This window comes from Streptomyces reniochalinae, assembly GCF_003323735.1.
GTDB classification, from domain to species: Bacteria; Actinomycetota; Actinomycetes; order Streptomycetales; family Streptomycetaceae; genus Streptomyces; species Streptomyces reniochalinae.
Window position 1 is genome coordinate 125,524 of sequence record NZ_QOIM01000018.1, and the last position, 21,946, is coordinate 147,469.

General features: G+C 73.1%; 19 protein-coding genes. 18 read left to right on the forward strand and 1 reads right to left on the reverse strand.

Features of this window, described 5'->3' with window-relative positions; all coding sequences use genetic code 11:
* Window positions 1-149: 149 nt before the first annotated feature.
* Window positions 150-1,004, forward strand: coding sequence for an NAD(P)H-binding protein (locus tag DQ392_RS01415; RefSeq protein WP_114013590.1), 855 nt, complete (start codon window positions 150-152; stop codon window positions 1,002-1,004).
* Between the two features lie 317 nt (window positions 1,005-1,321).
* Here DQ392_RS01415 and DQ392_RS01420 read toward each other — a convergent pair whose 3' ends face one another.
* Window positions 1,322-2,167: a GNAT family N-acetyltransferase gene (locus tag DQ392_RS01420; RefSeq protein ID WP_114013591.1), complete on the reverse strand. Its 846-nt coding sequence runs from the start codon at window positions 2,165-2,167 to the stop codon at window positions 1,322-1,324.
* Between the two features lie 227 nt (window positions 2,168-2,394).
* On the opposite strand from DQ392_RS01420, the gene DQ392_RS01425 reads away from it, so the two are divergent.
* The 17 genes from DQ392_RS01425 to mmsA all read left to right on the forward strand — a co-directional run bounded on the left by DQ392_RS01425 (window position 2,395) and on the right by mmsA (window position 21,944).
* A complete protein-coding gene (locus tag DQ392_RS01425; RefSeq protein WP_114013694.1) occupies window positions 2,395-3,204 on the forward strand; it encodes an SAM-dependent methyltransferase in 810 nt (269 codons plus the stop codon).
* A gap of 249 nt (window positions 3,205-3,453) precedes the next feature.
* Window positions 3,454-4,851, forward strand: a complete 1,398-nt coding sequence (locus DQ392_RS01430; protein ID WP_114013592.1) for an extracellular solute-binding protein — start codon at window positions 3,454-3,456, stop codon at window positions 4,849-4,851.
* On the forward strand, window positions 4,826-5,902 hold the full coding sequence (locus DQ392_RS01435; protein ID WP_114013593.1) for a carbohydrate ABC transporter permease: 1,077 nt from the start codon (window positions 4,826-4,828) through the stop codon (window positions 5,900-5,902). Before DQ392_RS01430 ends, DQ392_RS01435 begins: the two co-directional genes overlap by 26 nt.
* Window positions 5,899-6,759, forward strand: a complete 861-nt coding sequence (locus DQ392_RS01440; protein ID WP_114013594.1) for a carbohydrate ABC transporter permease — start codon at window positions 5,899-5,901, stop codon at window positions 6,757-6,759. Before DQ392_RS01435 ends, DQ392_RS01440 begins: the two co-directional genes overlap by 4 nt.
* Window positions 6,759-7,859, forward strand: coding sequence for an ABC transporter ATP-binding protein (locus DQ392_RS01445; protein ID WP_114013595.1), 1,101 nt, complete (start codon window positions 6,759-6,761; stop codon window positions 7,857-7,859). Before DQ392_RS01440 ends, DQ392_RS01445 begins: the two co-directional genes overlap by 1 nt.
* Window positions 7,856-9,082, forward strand: coding sequence for a CehA/McbA family metallohydrolase (locus tag DQ392_RS01450; protein WP_114013596.1), 1,227 nt, complete (start codon window positions 7,856-7,858; stop codon window positions 9,080-9,082). The genes DQ392_RS01445 and DQ392_RS01450 overlap by 4 nt, the downstream gene beginning before the upstream one ends.
* A gap of 84 nt (window positions 9,083-9,166) precedes the next feature.
* The gene (locus DQ392_RS01455; protein ID WP_114013597.1) at window positions 9,167-10,069 is read left to right on the forward strand and encodes a sugar phosphate isomerase/epimerase family protein; all 903 of its coding nucleotides are present in this window, start codon (window positions 9,167-9,169) and stop codon (window positions 10,067-10,069) included.
* A gap of 2 nt (window positions 10,070-10,071) precedes the next feature.
* Window positions 10,072-11,247, forward strand: a complete 1,176-nt coding sequence (locus DQ392_RS01460) for a Gfo/Idh/MocA family protein (RefSeq protein WP_114013695.1) — start codon at window positions 10,072-10,074, stop codon at window positions 11,245-11,247.
* Window positions 11,244-13,991, forward strand: coding sequence for a glycoside hydrolase family 38 N-terminal domain-containing protein (locus DQ392_RS01465; protein WP_114013598.1), 2,748 nt, complete (start codon window positions 11,244-11,246; stop codon window positions 13,989-13,991). Before DQ392_RS01460 ends, DQ392_RS01465 begins: the two co-directional genes overlap by 4 nt.
* Before the next feature lie 132 nt (window positions 13,992-14,123).
* The gene (locus DQ392_RS01470) at window positions 14,124-14,888 is read left to right on the forward strand and encodes a VOC family protein (protein WP_114013599.1); all 765 of its coding nucleotides are present in this window, start codon (window positions 14,124-14,126) and stop codon (window positions 14,886-14,888) included.
* 10 nt (window positions 14,889-14,898) lie between these two features.
* The gene (locus DQ392_RS01475) at window positions 14,899-15,294 is read left to right on the forward strand and encodes a DUF2795 domain-containing protein (protein WP_114013600.1); all 396 of its coding nucleotides are present in this window, start codon (window positions 14,899-14,901) and stop codon (window positions 15,292-15,294) included.
* A gap of 133 nt (window positions 15,295-15,427) precedes the next feature.
* Window positions 15,428-15,811, forward strand: coding sequence for a DUF3662 domain-containing protein (locus DQ392_RS01480; protein ID WP_114013601.1), 384 nt, complete (start codon window positions 15,428-15,430; stop codon window positions 15,809-15,811).
* A 172-nt stretch (window positions 15,812-15,983) separates the two neighbouring features.
* Window positions 15,984-17,150 (forward strand): mandelate racemase/muconate lactonizing enzyme family protein, encoded by a 1,167-nt coding sequence (locus tag DQ392_RS01485; protein ID WP_114013602.1) that lies wholly within the window; start codon window positions 15,984-15,986, stop codon window positions 17,148-17,150.
* Window positions 17,147-18,160, forward strand: coding sequence for a zinc-dependent alcohol dehydrogenase (locus DQ392_RS01490; protein ID WP_114013603.1), 1,014 nt, complete (start codon window positions 17,147-17,149; stop codon window positions 18,158-18,160). Before DQ392_RS01485 ends, DQ392_RS01490 begins: the two co-directional genes overlap by 4 nt.
* 57 nt (window positions 18,161-18,217) lie before the next feature.
* A complete protein-coding gene (locus DQ392_RS01495) occupies window positions 18,218-19,228 on the forward strand; it encodes a hypothetical protein (protein WP_114013604.1) in 1,011 nt (336 codons plus the stop codon).
* A gap of 2 nt (window positions 19,229-19,230) precedes the next feature.
* Window positions 19,231-20,355 (forward strand): multiple monosaccharide ABC transporter substrate-binding protein, encoded by a 1,125-nt coding sequence (gene chvE / locus DQ392_RS01500; RefSeq protein WP_114013605.1) that lies wholly within the window; start codon window positions 19,231-19,233, stop codon window positions 20,353-20,355.
* Complete coding sequence (mmsA, locus tag DQ392_RS01505) at window positions 20,352-21,944, forward strand: multiple monosaccharide ABC transporter ATP-binding protein (protein WP_425470457.1); 1,593 nt, start codon at window positions 20,352-20,354, stop codon at window positions 21,942-21,944. The genes chvE and mmsA overlap by 4 nt, the downstream gene beginning before the upstream one ends.
* Window positions 21,945-21,946: the final 2 nt, after the last annotated feature.

Genomic DNA, 21,946 nt, shown 5'->3' on the forward strand with positions numbered 1-21,946 from the left:
CCTCACCGCCCCAACCTGTCGCCGTAATTTGACTTGCTTGGTCAGCTTACCTACCGTCGTCGACGGAAGAGAAACTGACCCGCATGGTCAATTTGTGGTTCCGTCCACCGTCGAGACCGGCGCCGTGGGCGCTCAGGAAGGTCGAGAACATGATCGTTGTCACCGGCGCCACCGGTGGGCTGGGCGGCGCCACCGTCGAGCACCTCCTCCGGCGCGTACCCGCCGACCGGATCGGTGTCAGCGTCCGCGACACCGCCAAGGCGCGCCACTTCGCCGACCGTGGCGTGCGCGTGCGGCAGGGCTCCTACGAGGACCCCGGCGCGCTGCTCCACTCATTCGCCGGTGCCGATCAGGTCCTTGTGGTGTCCGGCAACGACCCGGCCGCCGACGTGGTCGGCCTGCACCGCAACGCCGTCGAAGCCGCGGTCGCGGCCGGTGCCCGGCGGGTCCTCTACACGAGCCAGCACGGTGCCGTCCCCGGCAACCCGTACCGGCCGTCGGACATCCACACCGCCACCGAGGCGATCCTCGGCGACTCCTCGGTCGCCTGGACCGCACTGCGCAACGGCGCCTACGGCCCGCTGGATCAGGTTCTCGGACCGTGGCAGCGGACCGGCGTGATCGCCCAGCCGGCAGACGGCCCCGTGCCGTACACCGACCGTGCCGACATAGCCGAGGCCACCGCGGTCATCCTCGCCGGCGACCGTTCCGTCGACGGCCCCGTCGCCCTCACCGCGCCGACCGCCGTCACCTTCGACGACTTCGCCCAGATCGCCTCCGACCTGACCGGCCGCACCGTCAAGCGCATCGTCCTGGACGACGAACAGTGGGTCGCCGACCAGACCGCGATCGGTGTGCCGGAGCAGGCGGCCCGATCCATGCTCACCTGGTATCAGGCAGCCCGCGCGGGCTACTTCGCCGAAGCCGGCCCCCTGCTGGCCGAACTCCTCGGCCGCGAGCCCCGCACCGCCGCTGACCGGCTCGCGGCCCACCTCGCCACCTGAAGCCGAGCCTCCTGCGATCTCCTGGTCGTCGCTCCGGGCGTGCCCTCGGGCGGACGCGGTGGGCGCGGATCGAGCCGCTGTTCCCGAGCCGAACACCACGGCGTGGCGCCCCGAGAGCGTGGCCGCCCGCCCACCAAGCAGGACGTCGTTCCGGCGGACCAGGCGTACCCCTCCCGCGCTCCGCGGGCACCCGCCCGTGCGCGGCTCCTGGCAGTGACCCCGTCCCCGCAGACCAGCGCGGACGGACGCGGGCACCCTCGTCCGGTCCGCCAGACGATCCGGACGAAGCCGCCCAGTCGTGGTGCGGTTCCCCTGCCCTACTGGCCGCGGGCCGGCTGGTTGGCGATCAGCAGGGTCGTACCGGCCGGGCGGAATCCCAGGCGGGCGTAGATGCGGGCGACTGCCTCGTCGGCGTAGGCGAGGAAGACGGTGCCCACGCCGCGGTCGCGAGCGTGGGCGACCAGGGCCGCCATGACGGCAGCGCCCAGACCCCGGCGGCGAGCTGAGGGAAGAGTGCCGATTCCGCCGATCTCGGTGGTGCTGTCCGACGGGTGGTAATGGCCCGCGGCGAGCGGAGTTCCGTCCGGGGCGAAGGCGGCGATCAGCGTCTTGTCGCCAGTGCGCAGGGAGGGGCGGACCGTCTCCACCGTGCCGTCGGAGGTGAGGTGTCCGGCTGCCGCGTCCAACTCCGCGCGGCCCGCCGGTCCGACCGCCGTGCCCTCGTCGGCGAACGCCAGCCGGGGAAGGGCGAGTACGGCAGGCAGCGCGGGGTCGTCGGCCTCCACGGGCCGGATCGTGACACCGTCCGCCACGGGCGGCCGGGGCAGCCGATGCTGCCGCCCGAGAACCATCAGCGGGCGTTCGGCCACCGGGAGTCCCGCTTCCACGAGGCGGCCGCGCAGCGCCGGCGTCACCTCGGCGAGCCATTCGAAGGTCTCCGGAACGCCCAGCTCGCGCTGGCGGGCGCGCACCAGGGCGATGTCCTCGGCGGTGGGCGTCACGGCGGTTGTGCCGGGGCGAGCATGGTTCGGCCCGCCGTAGTACGGGGCGCCCGCCTCTGTGCGAACGAAGAGGCAGAAGCTGCCCCACGCCTCGGCCTCGGCGAACGACAGCGGCACCGTGGCGTAGTACCGCTCTATGCGTTCACGCGGAGACTCACTCATGCGAGGCATCCCACCACAGGGCGATGCGACAGCGCTCCCGAAAATGCGGGACGAGTCGCCCCGGGCACGGGGAACAGCGCGATCGAACGAAGACCCGCGGCGGAAAGCCATCTGGCGGCAGGGGGCACCGGGAGGCCAGGGTGTACCGGACGGAACTCGACGTGATCGGAGCCCTTGTGAACGACAGTCAACGGACGGACGGCGGCGGACGCGACCTCGGCCTGGGGATGCCGCACTCCGCCCGCATGTACGACTACTACCTGGGCGGCAAGACCAACTACGAAATGGACCGGGCGGGGGCGGAGGAGGCGCTGAAGGGGTGGCCCGCGGCCCGCAGCGCCGCCCGCGCCAACCGCGCGTTCATGCACCGCGCCACCAGGGCGCTCGCCCGGCAGGGCTTCCGCCAGTTCCTCGACATCGGCACCGGCATTCCCACCAGCCCCAACCTCCACGAGGTGGCCCAGGCCGCGTGCCCCGAGGCGCGTGTCGTCTACGCCGACAACGACCCCATCGTCCTCACCCACGCCCGCGCGCTCCTCGACAGCACCCCGGAGGGCCGCACGGAGTACGTCGAAGGGGATATCACCGCGCCCGAGTCGATCCTCGGCGACGGTGCGCTGGCCCGGACGCTCGACCTCGCACAGCCGGTCGTGCTGTCCATCAACGCCGTGCTGCACTTCGTACCCGACGACCGCGACCCGTACGGCATCGTCTCGCGGCTCCTCGCAGCGCTGTCGCCCGGCTCCGCGCTGTGTCTGACCCACGTCACCGCCGACATCGACCCCGGGGGCGTCGGCCGGCTGGTGGACATCTACAACGCCAAGGGCGTTCCGACCCAGGCCCGCACCCGTGCGGACGTCGAGAAGTTCTTCACCGGACTCGACCTGCTGGAGCCGGGTGTCCACCTCGCGCACAAGTGGCGCCCTGAGAACGCCACGGTGCCCGCCCAGACCCGCGCCACAGGGGCCACACGCTTCGACTCGGTGACCGACGGTCAGGTGAGCCTGTGGGCGGGCGTCGGTATCAAGCCCGCGTGAACCGGCACGAACCGGCGGAAGGTGCGTGGGCGCGTGGAGGGGGCGCCCGCCGCACGAGAGCCCGCCGGCACAAGGCGCCCCCTTCCCACGCCTCGCCGGCACACAGCACCGCCGTGAACGCCTCGCCGGCGCGAGGTGTCCCGCGGTCCGTCGTGATGAAGATGTAAGGACAACAGCTCTTTACGTCATGCGGGCCCCGTGCCAGCCTTCAACCTTCCGGCACGATCTCTGTCGCAAGGAGGGACCCGGATGGGAGTCATCGCGCGGCGAACCGCCCTGCGAGCCGCCGTCCTCGGAGCGGGTTCCGCGGCGCTCGCAGGCTGCGGGAGCGCGCTGGATCCACGCGGGGACGCGGGTGGAGGCGTGGCGCTGACGGTCGCCACCAACGCCGTCCCGGGTGGCAAGAACGCCGACGAGGCGGACTGGATCGAGAAGTGGGTCATCCCCCGCTTCGTGGCGGGGCAGAAGGCCAAGGGTGCGGACGTCCGCGTCGAGTTCCTTCCCAGCGGCGTCGACGACGAGCAGTACAAGACCAAGCTCGCCCTCGATCTCAAGGCCCAGGCGGGGCCCGACATCATGGGGCTCGACGGCATCTGGGTGGGGGAGTTCGCGCAGGCCCGGTACGTCGAACCGCTGCGTGACGTGGCCGGCGACGGCATGGCCGGCTGGGAGGGCTGGCGGCAGATCGGCCCCAAGGTGCGCTCGCTGGCCCGGTTCGAGGACCAGCTGTACGGCATACCCGCGGGCACGGACGCCCGGGTCCTCTACTTCCACAAGCCCCTGTTCCGCAAGGCCGGACTGCCCACCGACTGGCGCCCCGCGAGCTGGCAGGACGTCCTCGACGCGGCCCGCGAGCTGAAGCGGCTGGAGGGCGTCACCCCGCTCCAGATCAACGCCGGCACCGCCATGGGTGAGGCCACCACCATGCAGGGGGTGCTGCCGCTGCTGGCGGGTGCGGGCGGCTGGGTGTCCAAGGGCGACAGGTGGTACGGCGACACCCCCGAGCTCCGCGCGGTGCTGGGCTTCTACCGCGACGTGTACGGGGGCGGTCTGGGCGATCCGAGGCTTCAGCAGGAGGCCAAGGGGCGCGACAAGTCCTTCGAGCGGTTCTCCGAGGGCAAGCTCGGCATTCTCGCCGAGGGCGACTACCTCTGGCGGGACGTGCTCGCTCCCGAGACGGGAACCGCCGCCATGAAAAGGCGTGACAACGATGTCGGATATGCCCTGTTCCCGGCCCGCGCGCCCGGCGAGGGCCTCGGCGGCCGTGACCACGTCAGCGTCTCAGGCGGCGCCGTCCACGTCCTCAACCCGCACACCCGCCACCCCCGGGCCGCCTTCGAACTGCTGACCGCGCTGCACTCCGCGGCGGCGCTCAGGGCCCGGCTCGGCGACAGCGCCATGATCACCGAACGCGACGACGTCAACGACGTGGTCCTCGACCAGGACCCCATGCTCCGCTTCTGCGCCGACAAGGCGCTCCCCGTCACCACCTACCGGCCCCCGCTCGCCGCCTACACGGCGGTCTCCCTCGCGCTCCAGGAGGCCACGGCGCAGGTCGTCGCGGGAAAGAGCCCAGGCCAGGCCGCGCAGACCTACCGCGAGGAGCTCTTGGAGGTGCTCGGTGGCAGCGACCACGTCATCGGCTGAGACCGCGACCCGGACGGGCGGACAGCTCCCCGACGGGGAGGGCACCCAGGGCGGCGAACCCGGGCGGGACGCGGCCGGGCTGGGCCGCCGCAGGGCCGCCGCCTTCGTCGCCCCGGCACTCGTCCTGATCGCGCTCTTCCTCGTGCTGCCCGCGGTCTGGACGCTGTACCTGGGCGCCACCGACTACCGGCTCACCGGCATCCCCGCCATCGACCCCGCCTTCGTCGGCCTCGACAACGTCACCAAGGCGCTCGGCGACGACGACTTCCTGCACTCCCTGTGGCTGACCCTGCTGTTCGTCCTCGGCTCGGCCGTCATCGGCCAGGCCGGACTCGGCTTCGCCCTCGCCTGGTGGATGCGGGAGCGCACGGGCTGGCTCAAGACCACCCTCGAAGCGCTCGTCATGCTGGCGTGGATCCTGCCCAGCTCGGTCGTCGCGTTCTTGTGGATCGCCTTCCTCGACCGCGACGGCGGCACCCTCAACACCCTGCTCCACACCCCGGGCGCCGCCTGGCTGCTGGACCATCCGATGCTGTCGATCGTCGTCTACAACATCTGGCGCGGCAGCGCCTTCTCGATGATGCTCTACAGCGCCGCCCTCGGAAACGTGCCCGCCTCCCACCTGGAGACCGCGCGGCTGGCCGGGGCGAGCGGGTGGCAGCAGCTGCGCGACGTGGTCTTCCCCCGCATCCGCGGCCACGTCCTGACGAACCTGCTGCTGATCAGCCTGTGGACGTTCAACGACTTCACCCCCTTCCTGATCACCGCCGGCGGCCCCAACGGGGCGACCGAGACCCTGCCCGTGCACATCTACAAGACCGCGCTCGGCAGCGGCGAGCTCGGTTACGGCGCCGCCCTCTCCTTCCTGATGCTGCTGATCAACCTCGTCGTCGCCGTCGTCTACCTGCGCCTGCTCGGGCAGAAGAACAAGGCGCGCCGGAGCGGGAAGCGGCGGGCCGCGGCGCGCGGAAGCGGGGGAACCACCGGCGAGGGCGGCGCACCCGCCGCCCCGCACGCCGACGCGCCGGCCGCGAAGGAGGAGACCGCATGAGTGCTGCGACCCCACGGCGCCCCGCCGACGGCCGCGGCGCGGTACGCGCACTGCTGCGCGGCGTCGGCGCCTACCTCCTGGTCGCCCTGGTGCTGGCGTTCTTCGCGCTGCCGATGCTCTGGCTGGCCAGCGCGCCCTTCGACAGGCGTCCCGGTATCACCGCCTCCCTGCCCGACTTCACCCTCGCCAACTTCGCCCGGCTGTGGGACAACCCCAACGCCGTCAACTCGCTGGCCAGCTCGCTCGTCCTGGCCGTCGGCAGCGCCGTGCTCGTCGTCGCGCTCTCCGCGCTGGCCGCCTACGCGCTCAGCCGTGTCCACATCCGCGGCCGGGACGGGCTGCTGTACGCGCTGCTGCTGCTCTCCTCGATCGTCACCGGCACCGCCGCGATGGTGCCGATCTTCCTGCTGGCGGCCGAACTCGACCTGGTCGACAGCTACCTGGGCGTCGTCCTCGTCCTCACCGGTGGGCTGCTGCCCGCGGCGATCTTCATTCTCAAGGACTTCATGGACACCACGCCGCGTTCCTACGAGGAGTCGGCGCGGGTCTTCGGCGCCTCGCCGCTGCGCGTCCTGCGGGATGTGGTCGTCCCCGTCGTACGGCCGGGCCTCGCGACGGTCGGGGTGTGGACTCTCGCCCAGGTGTGGGGCAACTTCCTCATTCCGTTCCTGCTGCTGCGCTCGCCCGACAAGTCGCCCGCCGCGGTCGTCATGTACACCTTCTACACCGAGGGCGGCCAGCCCGACCTGGCCCTCATCTCCACCTTCTCGCTCCTGTACTCCCTGCCGGTCGTGCTGATGTTCCTGTTCGTCAGCCGCCGCTACGGATTCCGTTTCCACGGAGGGATCAAGGCCTGATGGCAGACATCACCCTGAACCGGCTCGCCAAGGTCTACCCCGGGGGCGTGCGGGCGCTCAGCGATCTCGACCTGACCGTGCGGGACGGCGAGTTCTTCGCGCTGCTCGGCCCCTCCGGATGCGGCAAGTCGACACTGCTGCGCACCCTCGCGGGACTCGAGGAGGCCACCGGCGGCAGCGTCCACATCGCCGGACAGGACGTGACAGCGCTCCCGCCGGGTGACCGGGACATCGCCATGGTCTTCCAGGACTACGCCCTCTTCCCGCACATGACCGTCCACGAGAACATCGCCTACCCCCTCAAGATCAAGAAAGTGGGGAAGGGTGAACGCGCCGCCAAGGCGCGCGAGACGGCCGAGGAACTGGGCCTGGGCCACCTGGGGGAGCGCAGGCCGGCACAGCTCTCCGGCGGCCAGCAGCAGCGTGCCGCGCTGGCCCGCGCCATGGCCTGTCACCCGCGGGTCTTCCTCTTCGACGAGCCGCTGTCCAACCTGGACGCCCGGATGCGTCTGGAGGCCCGCACCTTCTTGAAGAAGCTCCAGCGCGAACTGGGCGTCACCACCGTCTTCGTCACCCACGACCAGGCCGAGGCGCTGGCCATGGCCGACCGTATCGCCGTCATGGAGAGCGGCGAACTGCGCCAGGTCGGCACGCCCACCGAGGTGTTCCGCCGCCCGGCCAGCACGTTCGTCGCCTCGTTCATCGGCTCGACACCGATGAACCTGCTCGACGGCGAACTGGTGGACGGGGGCGGTGCCGTGCGCGTCGCGGGAGGCGAACTGCCGGTCCCCGACGGCGCTCGGGCGCACGTCGAGGAGGGAGACAAGGTCGTCTACGGGGTCCGCCCCGAGTACCTGCGGTGGTCCGAGCGCGCCGTCGACGCCGCGCTGAGCGGGACCGTCTCCGTCGTGGAGAACCTGGGCAGCGCGCACCTGGTCACCCTGGAGTGCGAGGGCGGGCCCAGCGTGCAGGCCGTCGTCCCCGAAGAGCACGAGCCGGCCCTCGGCGCGCGCGGCTGGGCCGTGCCCCGCGAGGACCGCGCGCTGCTGTACCGCGACGGCGCGCTCGTCGGCGCCGCCCCCGCCGAGGTGCCCGCTTGAGCGCCGGTGAGCAGGTGCACCGCGGCACCTGGACGATGGAGGCGCGCGCCGAGAACGTTCTGCGCACACTGCCCGTCGACGTCGGCACCGGTACCGGCGCGCTCACCGTCACCCTGGACTACCCGCACCGTGCCGGTGTGCTCGATCTCGGACTGCTCGGCCCCGCGGGCGACTTCCGCGGCTGGTCGGGCGGCGCCCGTGACACCTTCACGGTCACCGAGACCTGGGCCACCCCCGGCTACCTGCCGGGCCCCCTGACAGCCGGCACCTGGCAGGTGCTGCTGCGGCTGCACCGGGTACCGCCCCAGGGGCTGCCCTACGACGTGCGGGCGCGGACCGGGCCGCGCGCCCTGGCCGCGCCCGCGACGGCTGTGCCGCCTCCCCTCGCCGCGGGGGAGCGCAGGCCCCGGCGGAGCCTGCCGGCCCCGGACGGCGCCACCTGGCGCGCCGGCGACCTGCACGCCCACACCGTGCACAGCGACGGCGCCCTCACGATCGACGAACTGGCCAGGACCGCGGCCGCCGAGGGGCTCGACTTCCTGGCCGTCACCGACCACAACACCGTCAGCCACCATCCCTGGCTCGCGGCCGCGGGCTCCCGGCACGGCGTCACCCTGCTGCCAGGACAGGAGGTCACCACGGACCTCGGCCACGCCAACGTGTTCGGCGACACCGGCTGGATCGACTTCCGCGCCCCCGCCGACGCGTGGCTCGCCCAGGCCGAGACGGGCGGCGGGCTGCTGTCCGTCAACCATCCACTGGCCGACGACTGCGCCTGGGAACTCCCCTTCGTCCGGCGGCCCCGTCACGCCGAGGTGTGGCACCACACCTGGACCGACCGGCGGCACGGCGCCCCCCTCGCCTGGGCGCGCGCCTGGCGCGACGACGTGGTCCCCCTGGGCGGCAGCGACTTCCACCACCCCGCGCAGGGCCGCCCGGTCGGCGCCCCCACGACCTGGGTGCTGTGCGAGGACGGCACAGCGCAGGGGGTGCTCGCCGGGCTCGCCGCGGGGCGCACCGCCGTGTCGGCCGCCCCGGACGCGCCGGTCCTGTTGCGGTACGGCGATCAGCTGCTGGCGCTGGACGCCGACGGCACCGTGCTCGTGCGGCCCGACGGGCGGCGCCTCGTCGTGCGCGGCGAGGCCGTGTGGCTGCCGGCGGCCGGGGAGGGCATCCACCGGCTGGAGACGCACACCTGCGAGGTGGCCGCCCTGTGCACGTGAACCCGGCCCCGCCCCGCGCTGCTGCCGGTGGCCGCCGGCCGACGTCTTTGCCCACCAGCCGCACCCCGGCCCCGAAAGGCACCCATGCGCGTCCGCACAGCCAACGCCCCCGTCTCCTACGGGATCTACAGCGCCGACGAGGCGCCCCTCGGCCCGGACGAGCTGCTGGCGGCCTTCCGCGCGGCGGGGTACGCGGGGACGGACAGCGGCCCTCTCGGCTACCTCGGTGAGGGCGAGGTCCTCGCGCGACGGCTGGCCGCGCACGGGATGGGGCTGGCCGGTGGCTGGGCCGATCTGCGGTACGGCGGCGAGCGCGCGGACTTCGCCGCCGACCTGCGGGCTCTGGACCGTGCGCTCGACACCCTCACCTCGGTGCGGGTGGACGACGAGACCTTCGCCCCGCGCCCCACTCTGGCCTGCCCGGCGCATCCGCGGCGCTTCGCGGCGCCTGGCACGCCCCTCGACCCGGCGCTCCAGCTCACGGAAGCGGACTGGGAGGCGTTCGCCGCGGACGTGCAGACGGCCGCCGACCGCTGCCGGGCGCGCGGTCTGGAACCGGTGTTCCACCCGCATCTGGGGACCGTGGTCGAGACGCCCGACGAGACGCGCGGGCTGCTCTCCCGCACGGACGTCTCCCTCTGCCTGGACACGGGCCACTGGTGGCTGGCGGGCGGCGATCCGGCCGAGGCGGTCGCCGCGTGGGGGACGCGCATCCGCCAGGTGCATCTCAAGGACGCCGACCGCCAGGCGCACGCCAGGGTGCGCCGCGCGGGCGGCGACCTGTGGCGGGTGGTCGCCGAGGGCGGGTTCCGCGCGCTGGGCGAGGGGGAGATCGATCTCGCCGCCGTCATGGCGGCGCTGCGCCGCGTCGGCTACGCGGGCTGGCTGGTCGTCGAGCAGGACGCGCCGCCGACCGGGCAGAGACCCGACCGCATCGCCGCACACCAGTCGGCCAACCGCCGGCTGCTCCTGGAAGAAGGGCTGTGATCATGACCGTCTCCTCCGCACGGGACCGACTGCGGATCGCCGTCGCCGGGCTCGGCGCCATCGCGCGCACGGCCCACCTGCCGCTGCTCGAACGGCGGCGGGACCTGTTCGAGGTGACCGCGCTGTGCGACCTGTCCCCCGGCGCCCTCGCGGAAGTGGGCGCGCGCTACGGCGTCCCCGTCAAGGACCGGCACACCAGCACCGAGGCGCTGCTGGCCCAGGGCGGCTTCGACGCCGTGCTCCTGCTGACGTCGGGATCGCACGGCCCCGCGGCGCAGGCGGCGCTCCGCGCCGGGTACGCCGTGCTGTGCGAGAAGCCGCTGGCGTTCACCCGCGCCGAGGCCGGCCGGATCGCGGAGGCGGAGCGCGCCCAACAGCGCGGCCCGCGGCTGATGGTGGGCTACATGAAGCAGTACGACCCGGCCGCGCGGCGGCTGGCCGCGCTGCTCGGCGAGGCGGGCGGAGCCGGCCGTGTCCGCTCCGCCGAGGTGTGCGTCCTGCACCCCACGGGCGGCGACCAGCTCTCCTTCGCCCGGCTGCCCGCCCCCTACGACGACCTGGACGCCGAGGCGCTGGCGGTGCTCAAGGAGCAGGACGCCGCGTTGACCGACGCGGCGCTCGGCAGCGGAGCCACCGAGGCGACGCGCTCGCTGTACCACGTCGTCCTCGGCTCCATCAGCCACGACCTGTCGCTGCTGCGCATGGTGACGGGTGCCCCGACGAGCGTCGAGCTGGCCGAGACGTGGGGTGCCTCGGCGGCGGGTCCCGGCTCGGTGGAGCTGTCGGGCGGGCTGCCCGGCGGGGCGCGGTACACGATCCGCTGGCACTTCCTGCCCTCCCACGCCTCCTACCGGGAGACGTTCGCGCTCCACCACGAGACCGGCAGCTTGCAACTCGCCTTCCCCTCGCCCTACCTGATGAACGCGCCGACGGTGCTGACGGAGACGGCGGCGGGTGCGGGCGAGGGCCCGCACGCCGAGCGCCGCGCCGAGTACAGGTCGGTCACCGAGGCGTTCGAGGAGGAACTCGTCGCCTTCCACACCATGGTCACCGACGGCACCCCGCCCCGCACCGGGGTGGCCGGGGCCGCCGAGGACCTGCTCACCGCCCAGCGCGCCGTGGCCGCGTACACGGCCCGCCACCAGCTTCCGTGCGAAGGAGAGGCAGCGTCCGCATGACCGACACGCCCCGGGCCGGGGACGAACTCGTCATCGTCCCGCACACCCACTGGGACCGCGAGTGGTACCTGCCCTTCCAGCAGTTCAGGCTCCAGCTGATCGGGCTGCTCGATACGGTGCTGGAGCGGATGGCGCAGGACCCGCGGCAGCGCTTCACCCTCGACGGACAGGCCGTCGCCGTCGACGACTACCTCCAGGTGCGGCCCGAGCAGCGCGAGCGGCTGACCGGCCTCGTCAAGGAGGGGCGGCTGGCGGTCGGCCCCTGGCAGATCCTGCTGGACGAGTTCCTGTGCTCGGGCGAGAACATCGTCCGCAACCTCGAACTCGGGCTGCGCAGAAGCGAGGACATGGGCGGCGCCCTGCGCGTCGGCTACCTGCCCGACATGTTCGGGCACTGCGCCCAGATGCCGCAGATCCTGCGCGGTGCGGGGCTGGAACACGCCTGCGTGTGGCGGGGCGTACCGGCCGCCGTCGACAGCCACGCGTTCGCCTGGACGGCGCCTGACGGCACCGCGATCCGCACCGAGTACCTGGCGGCGGGCGGCTACGGCAGCGCGGCCGGGCTCTTCGACGACCCAGGGCAGGTCGCCGAGCGGGCCCGTGCCATCGCCGCCAAGCTGCGGCCCTGGCGCCCCGACGGATCGCCGATCCTCGCCATGTACGGCTCCGACCACACGGCACCCGCCGCCGACCTGGCCGATCTGCTGGAGCGGCACAACGCGGCGGACGAGCACGTCACCCTCCGACTGGCCACCATGGCCGAGTACTTCGCTGCCCAGCCCACCCACCTGGAGGGGCTGCGCGCCGTCCACGGCGAGCTGCGCAGCCACGCGCGGGCCAACATCCTGCCCGGGGTCTTCTCCGTGCGCGCCCCCCTCAAGCAGGCCATGGCGCGGGCCGAGAGCGCCGTCGAGCGCTACGCCGAGCCGCTGGCGGCGCTCTGGTTCGACGGCGCGGCCGAGCGCTTCCTCCAGATGGCGTGGGACCGGCTGATCGAGGTGTCCTGCCACGACTCGGTCACCGGCTGCGGCTGCGACGAGACGGCGCAGCAGGTGGCCGCACGGATCGCCGAAGCCGAGCAACTGGGCCTCGCCGTGCGCGACATGGTGGCGGGCCCGCTGGCCGCCCGGGTGCCGCACGACGCCCACCTGCTGCTCAATCCCACTCCGGCCCCGCGTACCGACCTGGTCGAGCTGGACGTGGTGGGTGAGGGCCCCGTCCACCTCGTCGGCGCGGACGGCACCGCCTTCCCCGCGCAGCGGCTCGCGACGGCGCCGACGCTGCTGGCCGACGACACCGTCCCCGCCGAGCGGCTGCCCACCGTCCTGGCCAGGGTGCACGGCGCTGAGTTGTACGGGCAGGAGATCACCGCCTGGCGTCTGGAGCCCGAGCGGCGGCTGCTGCACTTCACCGTGGCCCGCAGGAGCGAAGTGCCCTTCGACGTCGCGGCCGTGCGCGAGGCGCTGGAGAAGGCGCGGCCCGAGGGCCCCTGGCGGGTCGTCATCGAGGCCGAGCCCCGGCAGCGGGTGGCCGCGCTCGTCACGGCGCCCCCGCTGGGCCACACCGCCGTGCGCGCCGTCCCCGGGCACGCGCCCGGCGGCCCCGTGCCGCACGGCGTCCGCGCCGAGGGCGGCCGGGTCCTGGACAACGGCCTGCTGCGCGTGGAGATCGCCGAGGACGGCACCTTCGCGGTGCGCAGCGCCGAGGGTGTCACGCTGGCGGGCGCGGGACGCGTCGTGGACGGCGGCGACCTGGGCGACACCTACAACTACGCGCCGCCCGCGCACGACGTCCTGGTGGGCGGCCCCGAGGAGGTCACCGTCCGCCCGGCCGCCGAGTCCCCGCTGGCCGGCGCCTTCGAGGTCGAACGCCGCTACGCCTGGCCGAAGGCGGGGGACTTCGCCGCGGACGGCCGCACCCGGCAGACCGAGCCGACGACCGTGACGACCCGCGTCGAGGTGCGCGCCGGGGAGCGGTTCGTGCGGCTGGCCGTCTCCTTCGACAACCGCAGCGACGACCACCGCGTCCGCATGCATGTTCCCCTGCCGCGCCGCGCCGAGGTGTCGTACGGCGAGGGCCAGTTCGCCGTCGTCGAGCGCGGGCTCAGCGCGGAGGGCGGTTTCGGCGAGGAGCCGCTGCCGACCTTCCCCGCCTCCGCCTTCGTGGCCGCGGGAGGCGCCGCGCTCCTGCTGGAGCACGCCACCGAGTACGAACTCCTCGACGACGGCGCGCAGCTGGCCGTGACGCTCCTGCGGCCGACAGGGCAGATGTCACGCAACCGGCACGTGTGGCGCGACGAGCCCGCCGGGGGCGAATTTCCCACCCCGCAGGCCCAGTGCCGGGGGCTGCGGACGGTGACGTTCGGACTGCTGCCGTACGCCGGGGAGTGGCACGAGGCGGACGTCCACGAGGCGGCCGAGACCTTCCGGCATCCGCTGATGGCCCTGCACGGCACGGGGCAGGGCGCGGCGGCACTGCCCGCACCGGGCGAGGGACTGGGCGTGGCGGGCGAGGGCGTCGTCCTCACCTCGGTGCGGGAGCGCGAGGGCGGGCTGGAGGTGCGGGTCGTCGCCCAGACACCCCGCCCGACGGCGGCGGTTCTCTCGCTGCCCGGGCTGCGGGCCGTCGAGCGGTGCGACCTGCTCGGCCGCGCCACGGCGGGCGAGGCCCCGGCCCTCGACGGGGAGAGCGCCACCGTCGCGCTGCGCCCGTGGGAGATCGCCACATTCCGGCTGGAGCGCTGAGGGCGCCGGGGAGTCCGTGCCCTGCCGACGGCACGCTGGGCGAGCGGAGGCATCATTCCGCTATGCCCATTTCGCGCCGCTATGTACCCTGAGTGGAGCACGGACGTTCCCCAGGCAGAGGAAGGCGGATTCATGGCTTCGGTCGGCGGAGTGCCCTGCTGGGTGAGTCTGATGACCCCCGATCAACGGGCCGCCGAAGAGTTCTACGGACCCGTGCTGAGCTGGACCTTCCAGGCCTACTCCGACGGCCCCGACTCCCGGATCGCCACGGTGGACGGACAGCCGGTGGCCGGCTTCAACCAGCTGGCCGGGGGCGCCGGCCCCGAGGCCGAGCGCTGGTCGGTGTACTTCCACGTCGAGGACGCCGACGTGGTCGCCGAGCGCATCGCCGAGCGCGGCGCCACCGTCGCGGTCGGCCCGCTGCGCACGGGCGGCGGCCGCGCCGTCATCGCGGCCGACCAGTGGGGCGCGCCGTTCGGCCTCTGGCAGGGCGACGGGCCCGCCTCCTGGGGCGTGGGCACGGGCCCCGCGCCCGCGTGGCTCCAGCTGCACACCCGCGACGCCTTCGCCGCCGCGGTCTTCTACGGGGAGATCTTCGACTGGATGGACGACCCCAGCCACGGCGTCACCTACGAGGAGCAGTACGACGAGATCGTCGTCAGGGTGGACGGACATCCGGTCGCCGGGCTGCGGGGCGGCGCGCTGGAGTCGCCGCCCGACCCCAGCATCAGGACGCGGTGGGAGCCCTACTTTCGGGTACCCGATCTCGACGCGGCGGTCGAGGCCGCGGAACGGGAGGGCGGCGAGGTCGTCACGCCGCCCAGGGAAGGACCTCTGGGACGAACGGTGACCCTCCGTGACCCCAAGGGCGCCTCCTTCTGTCTGCTCAGCACGTAAGGAGCACACCATGCAGGAGAACGACAAGAACGGCCCGATCCAGGACGACGAGGCCAAGAAGCGCCTCCAGGGCGACCTGCGTTCCAACCGCGAGGAGGGGCGTGAGATGGAGCCGTCGGCCGAGGACCAGCCCGAGGCCGACCGCGACCCCCAGGCCCCGCGGACCGGCGGCACGCCCGCCGGGATGAGCGCGCGTGACGTGGAACTGCGCTCCGAGATCGCGCAGCACCTGGGCCGTCACCTGTACCCGACGGGGCGCGAGGAGGTGCTCGACACGCTGCGGGCCGAGCACGCCCCCGACCGGCTGGTGGAGCTGGCCGAAAGCCTGCCCGCCGACACCCGGTACGCCAACGTGCAGGAGCTGGTGCAGGCGCTGGGCCTGCACACCGAGGCGCACCGCGGCTGACAGCGGCCGGGCAGCCCGCCTGGGGCCGGCCCGACCGCCCGGGCCGCCCAGGCCCCCGGCGGTGAACTCCGCGTGGCTCATACCACCCGTTCGGGGGGACATGCCGGCCCCCTCGCGCGGGCAACGGGGAGCGATGAGCGTTTTGCGGGACGTCGAGAGCAGGATGGAACGGATCTCCACCTCGCTGTGGGGGCTGCTGCGCCGCGGGGGCGGTGAGGAGCAGGTCGAGGTGGTGGGGATGCTGCGCCGCGAGTGCGACAGCAACGCGGTGATCGTCGGCCGGGGCCGCACCGTGGTGCCCAACTCCTTCGTGCTGGAGCTGCCCGTCGACAGCTACGCCCGGCTGGAGGGCGAGGCGGGTGCCGTGGGCGAGCGGCTCGCCTCCGAGGTGCGACGGCACGCGGCCCAGCGGCACTTCAGCTTCGCGGGCCCGGTCGCCGTCCGGCTGCGGCCGCCCAGGGACGGCAACGAGCCGGTCCGCTACCGCCTCCACAGCAGCATCACGCCCCGCCCCTGACGGCGCCCGGCGGGGCGATCGCGCACATCCGCACACGGATACGCGTCCCCGGCATTGACACCCCCTGACCCCCTCCCTACTGTCACCCTCGCGATTTCGAACGACTGACGAAATATCGAACACGTCGGCGCCGCGACCTCGGTGCGGCAGCGAGTGACAGGGAGCGGCTCTCGTGCGTATCACCGGCATCAGCACCCATGTGGTCGGCACCCCGTGGCGGAACCTGACGTACGTCCAGGTCCACACCGACGAGGGCCTCACCGGCGTCGGCGAGACCCGGATGCTGGGCCACACCGACGCGCTGCTCGGCTATCTGCGTGAGGCCGAGGCCAACCACATCGCGGGCTCCGACCCGTTCCGCACCGAGGACCTGGTGCGCCGCATGAAGTACGGGGACTTCGGGCGGGCCGGCGAGATCGTGATGTCCGGCATCGCCTGCGTCGAGACGGCCTGCTGGGACATCAAGGGCAAGGCGCTGGGCGTGCCCGTCTGGCAGCTGCTGGGCGGCAACGTCACCGACAGCGTGAAGGCGTACGCCAACGGCTGGTACACCACCGAACGCACCCCCGAGGCCTACCACCGCGCAGCCAAGGACGTCATGGCCCGCGGCTACCGCGCCCTGAAGATCGACCCGTTCGGCACCGGACACCTCGAACTCTCCCACCAGGACACGCGCTACGCCGTCTCCCTCATCGAGGCGGTCAGGGACGCCATCGGGCCCGAGGCCGAGCTGATGCTGGAGATGCACGGGCGCTTCGCCCCCGCCACCGCCGTGCGGCTGGCCCGCGAGATGGCGCCGTTCCGGCCCGCGTGGCTGGAGGAGCCGGTGCCGCCGGAGAACCTCAAGGCGCTGGCCAAGGTCGCCGAGAAGGTCGAGACACCGGTGGCCACCGGCGAGCGCGTCCACGACCGGATCGAGTTCCGGGAACTGTTCGAGAGCCAGGCCGCCGACATCCTCCAGCCCGACCTCGGCCACCTCGGCGGCATCGCCGAGACCCGCAAGCTGGCCGCCACCGCCGAGACCCACTACATGCTGCTCGCCCCGCACAACGTCGGCGGCCCGGTGCTGACCGCCGCCAGCCTCCAGGTCGGCTTCGCCACCCCCAACTTCAAAGTCCTGGAGCACTTCAACGACTTCGCCGACGCCCAGATTCAGCAGGTCGTCAAGGGCGCGCCCCGGGTCGATCCCGAGACCGGCTGCTTCGCCCTGAGCCACGCCCCGGGGCTCGGCGTCGAGTTGGACGTCGAGGCGGCGGCCGCCTTCCCGCAGCAGCGGGCCCACTTCGACCTGTGGGCCGAGGGCTGGGAGACGCGGAACCCGGCGGGCGGTGCCCGGTGAGCGGGGACGCCGCCGTCCTCCTCGACGCGCCGGGCACCGTCCGGCTCGTCCCGCACACACCGCGCCCGCCGGGCCCGGGCGAGGCGCAGGTGCGGGTGCACGCGGCCGGGATCTGCGGCAGCGACCGCGAGCTGTACCTGGGCAGCCGCCCCGCACCCTACGCCCGCTACCCCGTCACGCCGGGACACGAGTGGTCGGGCACCGTCGCCGAGGTCGGCGCGGGGGTGCCGCAGGCACTGGCGGGCCGCAAGGTGGTGGGGGAGGGGTTCCGCAACTGCCAGGTGTGCGAGCGCTGCCACACCGGGCAGACCACGCTGTGCGCGGCCGGATACGCCGAGACGGGCTTCACCGAGCCAGGCGCCATGGCCCCCACCCTCACCCTTCCCGCCCGGCTGCTGCACCCGCTGCCCGACGAGGCGGACCTGGACGCCGCCGCTCTGCTGGAGCCGGCCGCGTGCGTGGCCGCCGCCGCGCTGCGCGCCGGGGTGCGCCCCGGTGACCGGGTGGCCGTCGTGGGGGACGGCACGCTCGGCATGCTGGCGCTCAGGCTGCTGGCGGCCGGCTCGCCCGCAAAGCTGCTGCTGACCGGGGCGCGGCCCGAGCGCGCCGCGCTCGCCGCCGCCTTTGGAGCCACCGCCTACCGGCACCATGAGGAGGTGGCCGACCTGGGCGGCTACGACGTCGTCGTCGAGGCGGCGGGCGCCGTCGGGTCCGCACGGCAGGCGGCGGGGCTGCTGCGGCGCGGCGGCCGGCTCGTGCTGACCGGCCTGCCACCCGCGGCGGATCCCGGGCTCGATCCGGCCGCGCTCGTCCTCGGGCAGACCGAGGTGCACACCGTCTTCGGGGCACCGCCCGCCGCCTGGGCGCACGCCGTGCGCACGTTCGCCTGCGGGCTGCTCGACCCGCTGCCGCTGGTCACCCACAGGATGCCCCTGCACGACTACGAGAAGGCCGTCGCCCTCACCGGTGACGGCGCCCCCTCGGTCGGCAAGGTCCTGCTCCACCCCTGAACCCCGCCGAACACCCCTGCCGGCCCTTGACACTTCCGCCCCGCCGAAGGAGCCCGTGTGAGCACCACCGTCCGCCATCCCGGCGAACCCGCCCTCACCGCGCTCGGGCTGCCCGCGCCCGAGCCCGAACCCGCCGACTCCTCCCCCCACACCTTCCCCGACGGGGGGCGGTGGCGCACCGAGGTGCCCTCCTGCGAGGGGCCCGAGGCGCTGGCCGTCGTCCTGGAGGAGTCCGCGCGCCTGGACGTGCCCCTGCACCGCATCAGCCAGGGCAGCGGCATCTGGATGCTCACCGACGCGGAGATCACCGAGATGGTCGAGGCGTGCGCCGCGCACCGGGTCGAGCTGTGCCTGTTCACCGGGCCACGCGGCACCTGGGACACGGGCGCCGCCACCCGCACCGAGTCGGGCGGCGCCGGGCTGCGGGCGCGCGGGCACAGCGCGCTCGCCGGCTGCGTCGAGGACGCCGTGCGCGCCACCGAACTGGGGGTGCGCTGCCTGCTGGTGGCCGACGAGGGCGTGCTGTGGACACTGCACCGCGCCCGCGCCACCGGCGTGCTGCCCGCCGAGGTGACGCTGAAGGTCTCGGCCTTGGTCGGCCCGGTCAACCCCGCCTCGTACGCCGTCCACGAGCGGCTGGGCGCCGACTCGCTCAACGTCCCCAGCGACCTGGCCCCGGGCCACCTCACGGAGATCCGCCGGGTGAGCGCGGCCCCGCTGGACCTGTACATCGAGGCGCCCGACGACCTCGGCGGCTACGTGAGGATGTACGAACTGGCCGAGCTGATCCGGCGCGGAGCACCGCTCTACCTGAAGTTCGGGCTGGCCAAGGCGCCCGGCGTCTACCCGTCGGGGCGGCACCTGCGCGAGACGGTGCTCCAGACGGCACGCGAGCGGGTCCGCCGCGGCCGGCTCGCCCTCGACCTGCTGGCCCGGCACGGCGCCGACGGCGGCATGTCGCCGCTCGGCTCCCGGCTGCCGGGCGCCCTGCACCGCTTCCCGCACGACGCGGAGCGATCCCGGCCCAGCCAGCGCACCGCGAACGTCCAGTCCTGCGAAGGGAACTGACCATGCGCACCCGCAGACGCCGCGTCGCCGCTTGTGCGGTGCTGGCGGCCGCACTCGCCGCCGGGCTGACCTCCTGCGGCCAGGAGGCCCGCGGCGGCAGCCGCTACCAGCCCGACGCGGGCAAGGGCGGCACCGTCGGCATCGCCATGCCCACCAAGTCCTCCGAGCGGTGGATAGCCGACGGCAAGAACATGGCCGAGCAGTTCCGCAAGGCCGGGTACAAGGCCGATCTCCAGTACGGCGACGACAAGGTCGAGAACCAGGTCGCCCAGATCGAGAACATGATCACCAAGGGGCACCGGCTGCTGGTCGTCGCCGCCATCGACGGCTCGGCCCTCACCCACGTCCTGACGCGTGCGGCCGAGGCCCACATCCCCGTCATCTCCTACGACCGGCTCATCCTGGGCACCGAGAACGTCGACTACTACGCCTCCTTCGACAACGAGCGCGTCGGCGAACTCCAGGGCCAGTACATCCTCGACCGCCTGGGTCTGAAGAAGCCCGACGCCGACGCCGCCGACGACGAGCGCCACACCATCGAGCTGTTCGCGGGATCGCCCGACGACAACAACACCAAGTACTTCTGGAACGGCGCGATGAAGACGCTGCGGCCCTACCTGCGCACAGGACAGCTGGTGGTGCGCAGCAAGCAGACGAAGATGAACCAGGCCACCACCCTGCGCTGGGACGGCGGCACGGCGCAAAAACGCATGGACGACCTGCTCAGCAAGAACTACGGCAGCGCCGACGTGGACGCGGTGCTCTCCCCCTACGACGGCATCTCCATCGGCATCATCTCCGCGCTCAAGAGCGCCGGCTACGGCACCAAGCGGCATCCGCTGCCCGTCGTCACGGGCCAGGACGCCGAGCTCGCCTCGGTGAAGTCCATCGTGGCGGGGGAGCAGACCCAGACCGTCTTCAAGGACACCCGCAAGCTGGCCAAGCAGGCCGTCCAGATGGGCGACGCCGTCCTCACCGGCAAGAAGCCCGAGGTCAACAACACCACCGACTACGACAACGGGAAGAAGGTCGTCCCCGCCTACCTCCTCAAACCTGTCTCCGTCGACAAGAAGAACACCCAGCTCCTCATCGACGAGGGCTACTTCACCAAGGAGCAGCTGCGGTGAGCGCCGCCGAAGCGGGGCCCGTCCTGGAGATGCGGAACATCACCAAGACCTTCCCCGGAGTCACCGCGCTCAGCGACGTCAACCTGACCGTGCGCCCCGGCGAGATCCACGCGGTCTGCGGCGAGAACGGCGCGGGGAAGTCGACGCTCATGAAGGTGCTCAGCGGCGTCCACCCGCACGGCGGCTACGACGGGGAGATCCGCCTGTTCGGCGAGCCGGTCGCCTTCAAGGACATCCGCGCCAGCGAGGCCCGCGGCATCGTCATCATCCACCAGGAACTCGCCCTCGTGCCCTTCTTGTCCATCGCGGAGAACATCTTCCTGGGCAACGAGCAGCGCACCGGCGCGCGCGGGGTCGTGGACTGGAACGCCACTCTCCAGCGGGCCACCCGGCTGCTGAGGCGCGTCGGGCTGCGCGAGAACCCGCAGACGGCCGTCGCCGACATCGGCGTGGGCAAACAGCAGCTGGTGGAGATCGCCAAAGCGCTCTCCAAGGAGGTCAAGCTGCTGATCCTGGACGAGCCGACCGCCGCGCTCAACGACGAGGACAGCGCGAGCCTCCTCCAACTGATCCTGGAACTGCGCGACCAGGGCATCGCCAGCATCGTCATCTCGCACAAGCTGGGCGAGATCCGCAGCATCGCCGACACCGTCACCATCCTGCGCGACGGCCGGACCATCGAGACGCTGACCGTACGGGAGGACCCCGCGCGGCCGGCCGAGCTGTCCGAGGACCGCATCATCCGCGGCATGGTGGGCCGCGACCTCGACCACCGCTTCCCCGACCGCACCCCCTACGAGGGCGACCACGCCACCGCGCTGGAGATCGAGGGGTGGACGGTGCGCCACCCCGTCGACCACCAGCGCAAGGTCGTCGACGACGCGTCGCTGACCGTACGGCGCGGCGAGATCGTCGGCATCGCGGGGCTGATGGGCGCCGGCCGCACCGAGCTGGCCATGTCCGTCTTCGGCCGCTCCTACGGCCTGTACGAGGCGGGCACCCTGCGGATCGCGGGCCGCCAGGTGCGGGCGAAGACCGTGCCGGCGGCGATCGAGGCCGGCCTCGCGTACGTCACCGAGGACCGCAAGCGCTACGGGCTCAACCTGATCGACACCATCAACCGCAACATCTCGCTGGCGTCGCTGCCCGCCATGGTCAGGCGCGGCGTCGTCGACGAGCACCACGAGCGTTCCGTCGCCGAGCGCTACCGCAACTCCATGAACATCAAGGCACCCACCGTGCACGAACAGACCGGCCGGCTGTCCGGCGGCAACCAGCAGAAGGTCGTGCTCAGCAAGTGGATACACGCCGACCCTGACGTGCTGATCCTGGACGAGCCGACCCGGGGCATCGACGTGGGTGCCAAGTACGAGATCTACACCGTCATCGACGCTCTCGCAGCCCAGGGGAAAGCCGTGCTGTTCATCTCCTCCGAACTGCCCGAACTGCTGGGCATGTGCGACCGCATCTACACCATGGCCGAGGGCCGGCTGACCGCCGAGATCGCACGGGCCGACGCCGGACAGGAAGTCCTCATGCGCCACATGACCCGCCGGCAGCCCGCCGCCGGCGCCCGGAACAGAGACTGAGG

What these genes read in the sequence shown, in the direction of transcription:
- DQ392_RS01415 (WP_114013590.1), top strand. Translation starts at nt 150, where the DNA reads ATGATCGTTGTCACCGGCGCCACCGGTGGGCTGGGCGGCGCCACCGTC.
- DQ392_RS01420 (WP_114013591.1), bottom strand. Translation starts at nt 2,167, where the DNA reads ATGAGTGAGTCTCCGCGTGAACGCATAGAGCGGTACTACGCCACGGTG.
- DQ392_RS01425 (WP_114013694.1), top strand. Translation starts at nt 2,395, where the DNA reads ATGCCGCACTCCGCCCGCATGTACGACTACTACCTGGGCGGCAAGACC.
- DQ392_RS01430 (WP_114013592.1), top strand. Translation starts at nt 3,454, where the DNA reads ATGGGAGTCATCGCGCGGCGAACCGCCCTGCGAGCCGCCGTCCTCGGA.
- DQ392_RS01440 (WP_114013594.1), top strand. Translation starts at nt 5,899, where the DNA reads ATGAGTGCTGCGACCCCACGGCGCCCCGCCGACGGCCGCGGCGCGGTA.
- DQ392_RS01445 (WP_114013595.1), top strand. Translation starts at nt 6,759, where the DNA reads ATGGCAGACATCACCCTGAACCGGCTCGCCAAGGTCTACCCCGGGGGC.
- DQ392_RS01455 (WP_114013597.1), top strand. Translation starts at nt 9,167, where the DNA reads ATGCGCGTCCGCACAGCCAACGCCCCCGTCTCCTACGGGATCTACAGC.
- DQ392_RS01460 (WP_114013695.1), top strand. Translation starts at nt 10,072, where the DNA reads ATGACCGTCTCCTCCGCACGGGACCGACTGCGGATCGCCGTCGCCGGG.
- DQ392_RS01465 (WP_114013598.1), top strand. Translation starts at nt 11,244, where the DNA reads ATGACCGACACGCCCCGGGCCGGGGACGAACTCGTCATCGTCCCGCAC.
- DQ392_RS01470 (WP_114013599.1), top strand. Translation starts at nt 14,124, where the DNA reads ATGGCTTCGGTCGGCGGAGTGCCCTGCTGGGTGAGTCTGATGACCCCC.
- DQ392_RS01475 (WP_114013600.1), top strand. Translation starts at nt 14,899, where the DNA reads ATGCAGGAGAACGACAAGAACGGCCCGATCCAGGACGACGAGGCCAAG.
- DQ392_RS01480 (WP_114013601.1), top strand. Translation starts at nt 15,428, where the DNA reads ATGAGCGTTTTGCGGGACGTCGAGAGCAGGATGGAACGGATCTCCACC.
- chvE (WP_114013605.1), top strand. Translation starts at nt 19,231, where the DNA reads ATGCGCACCCGCAGACGCCGCGTCGCCGCTTGTGCGGTGCTGGCGGCC.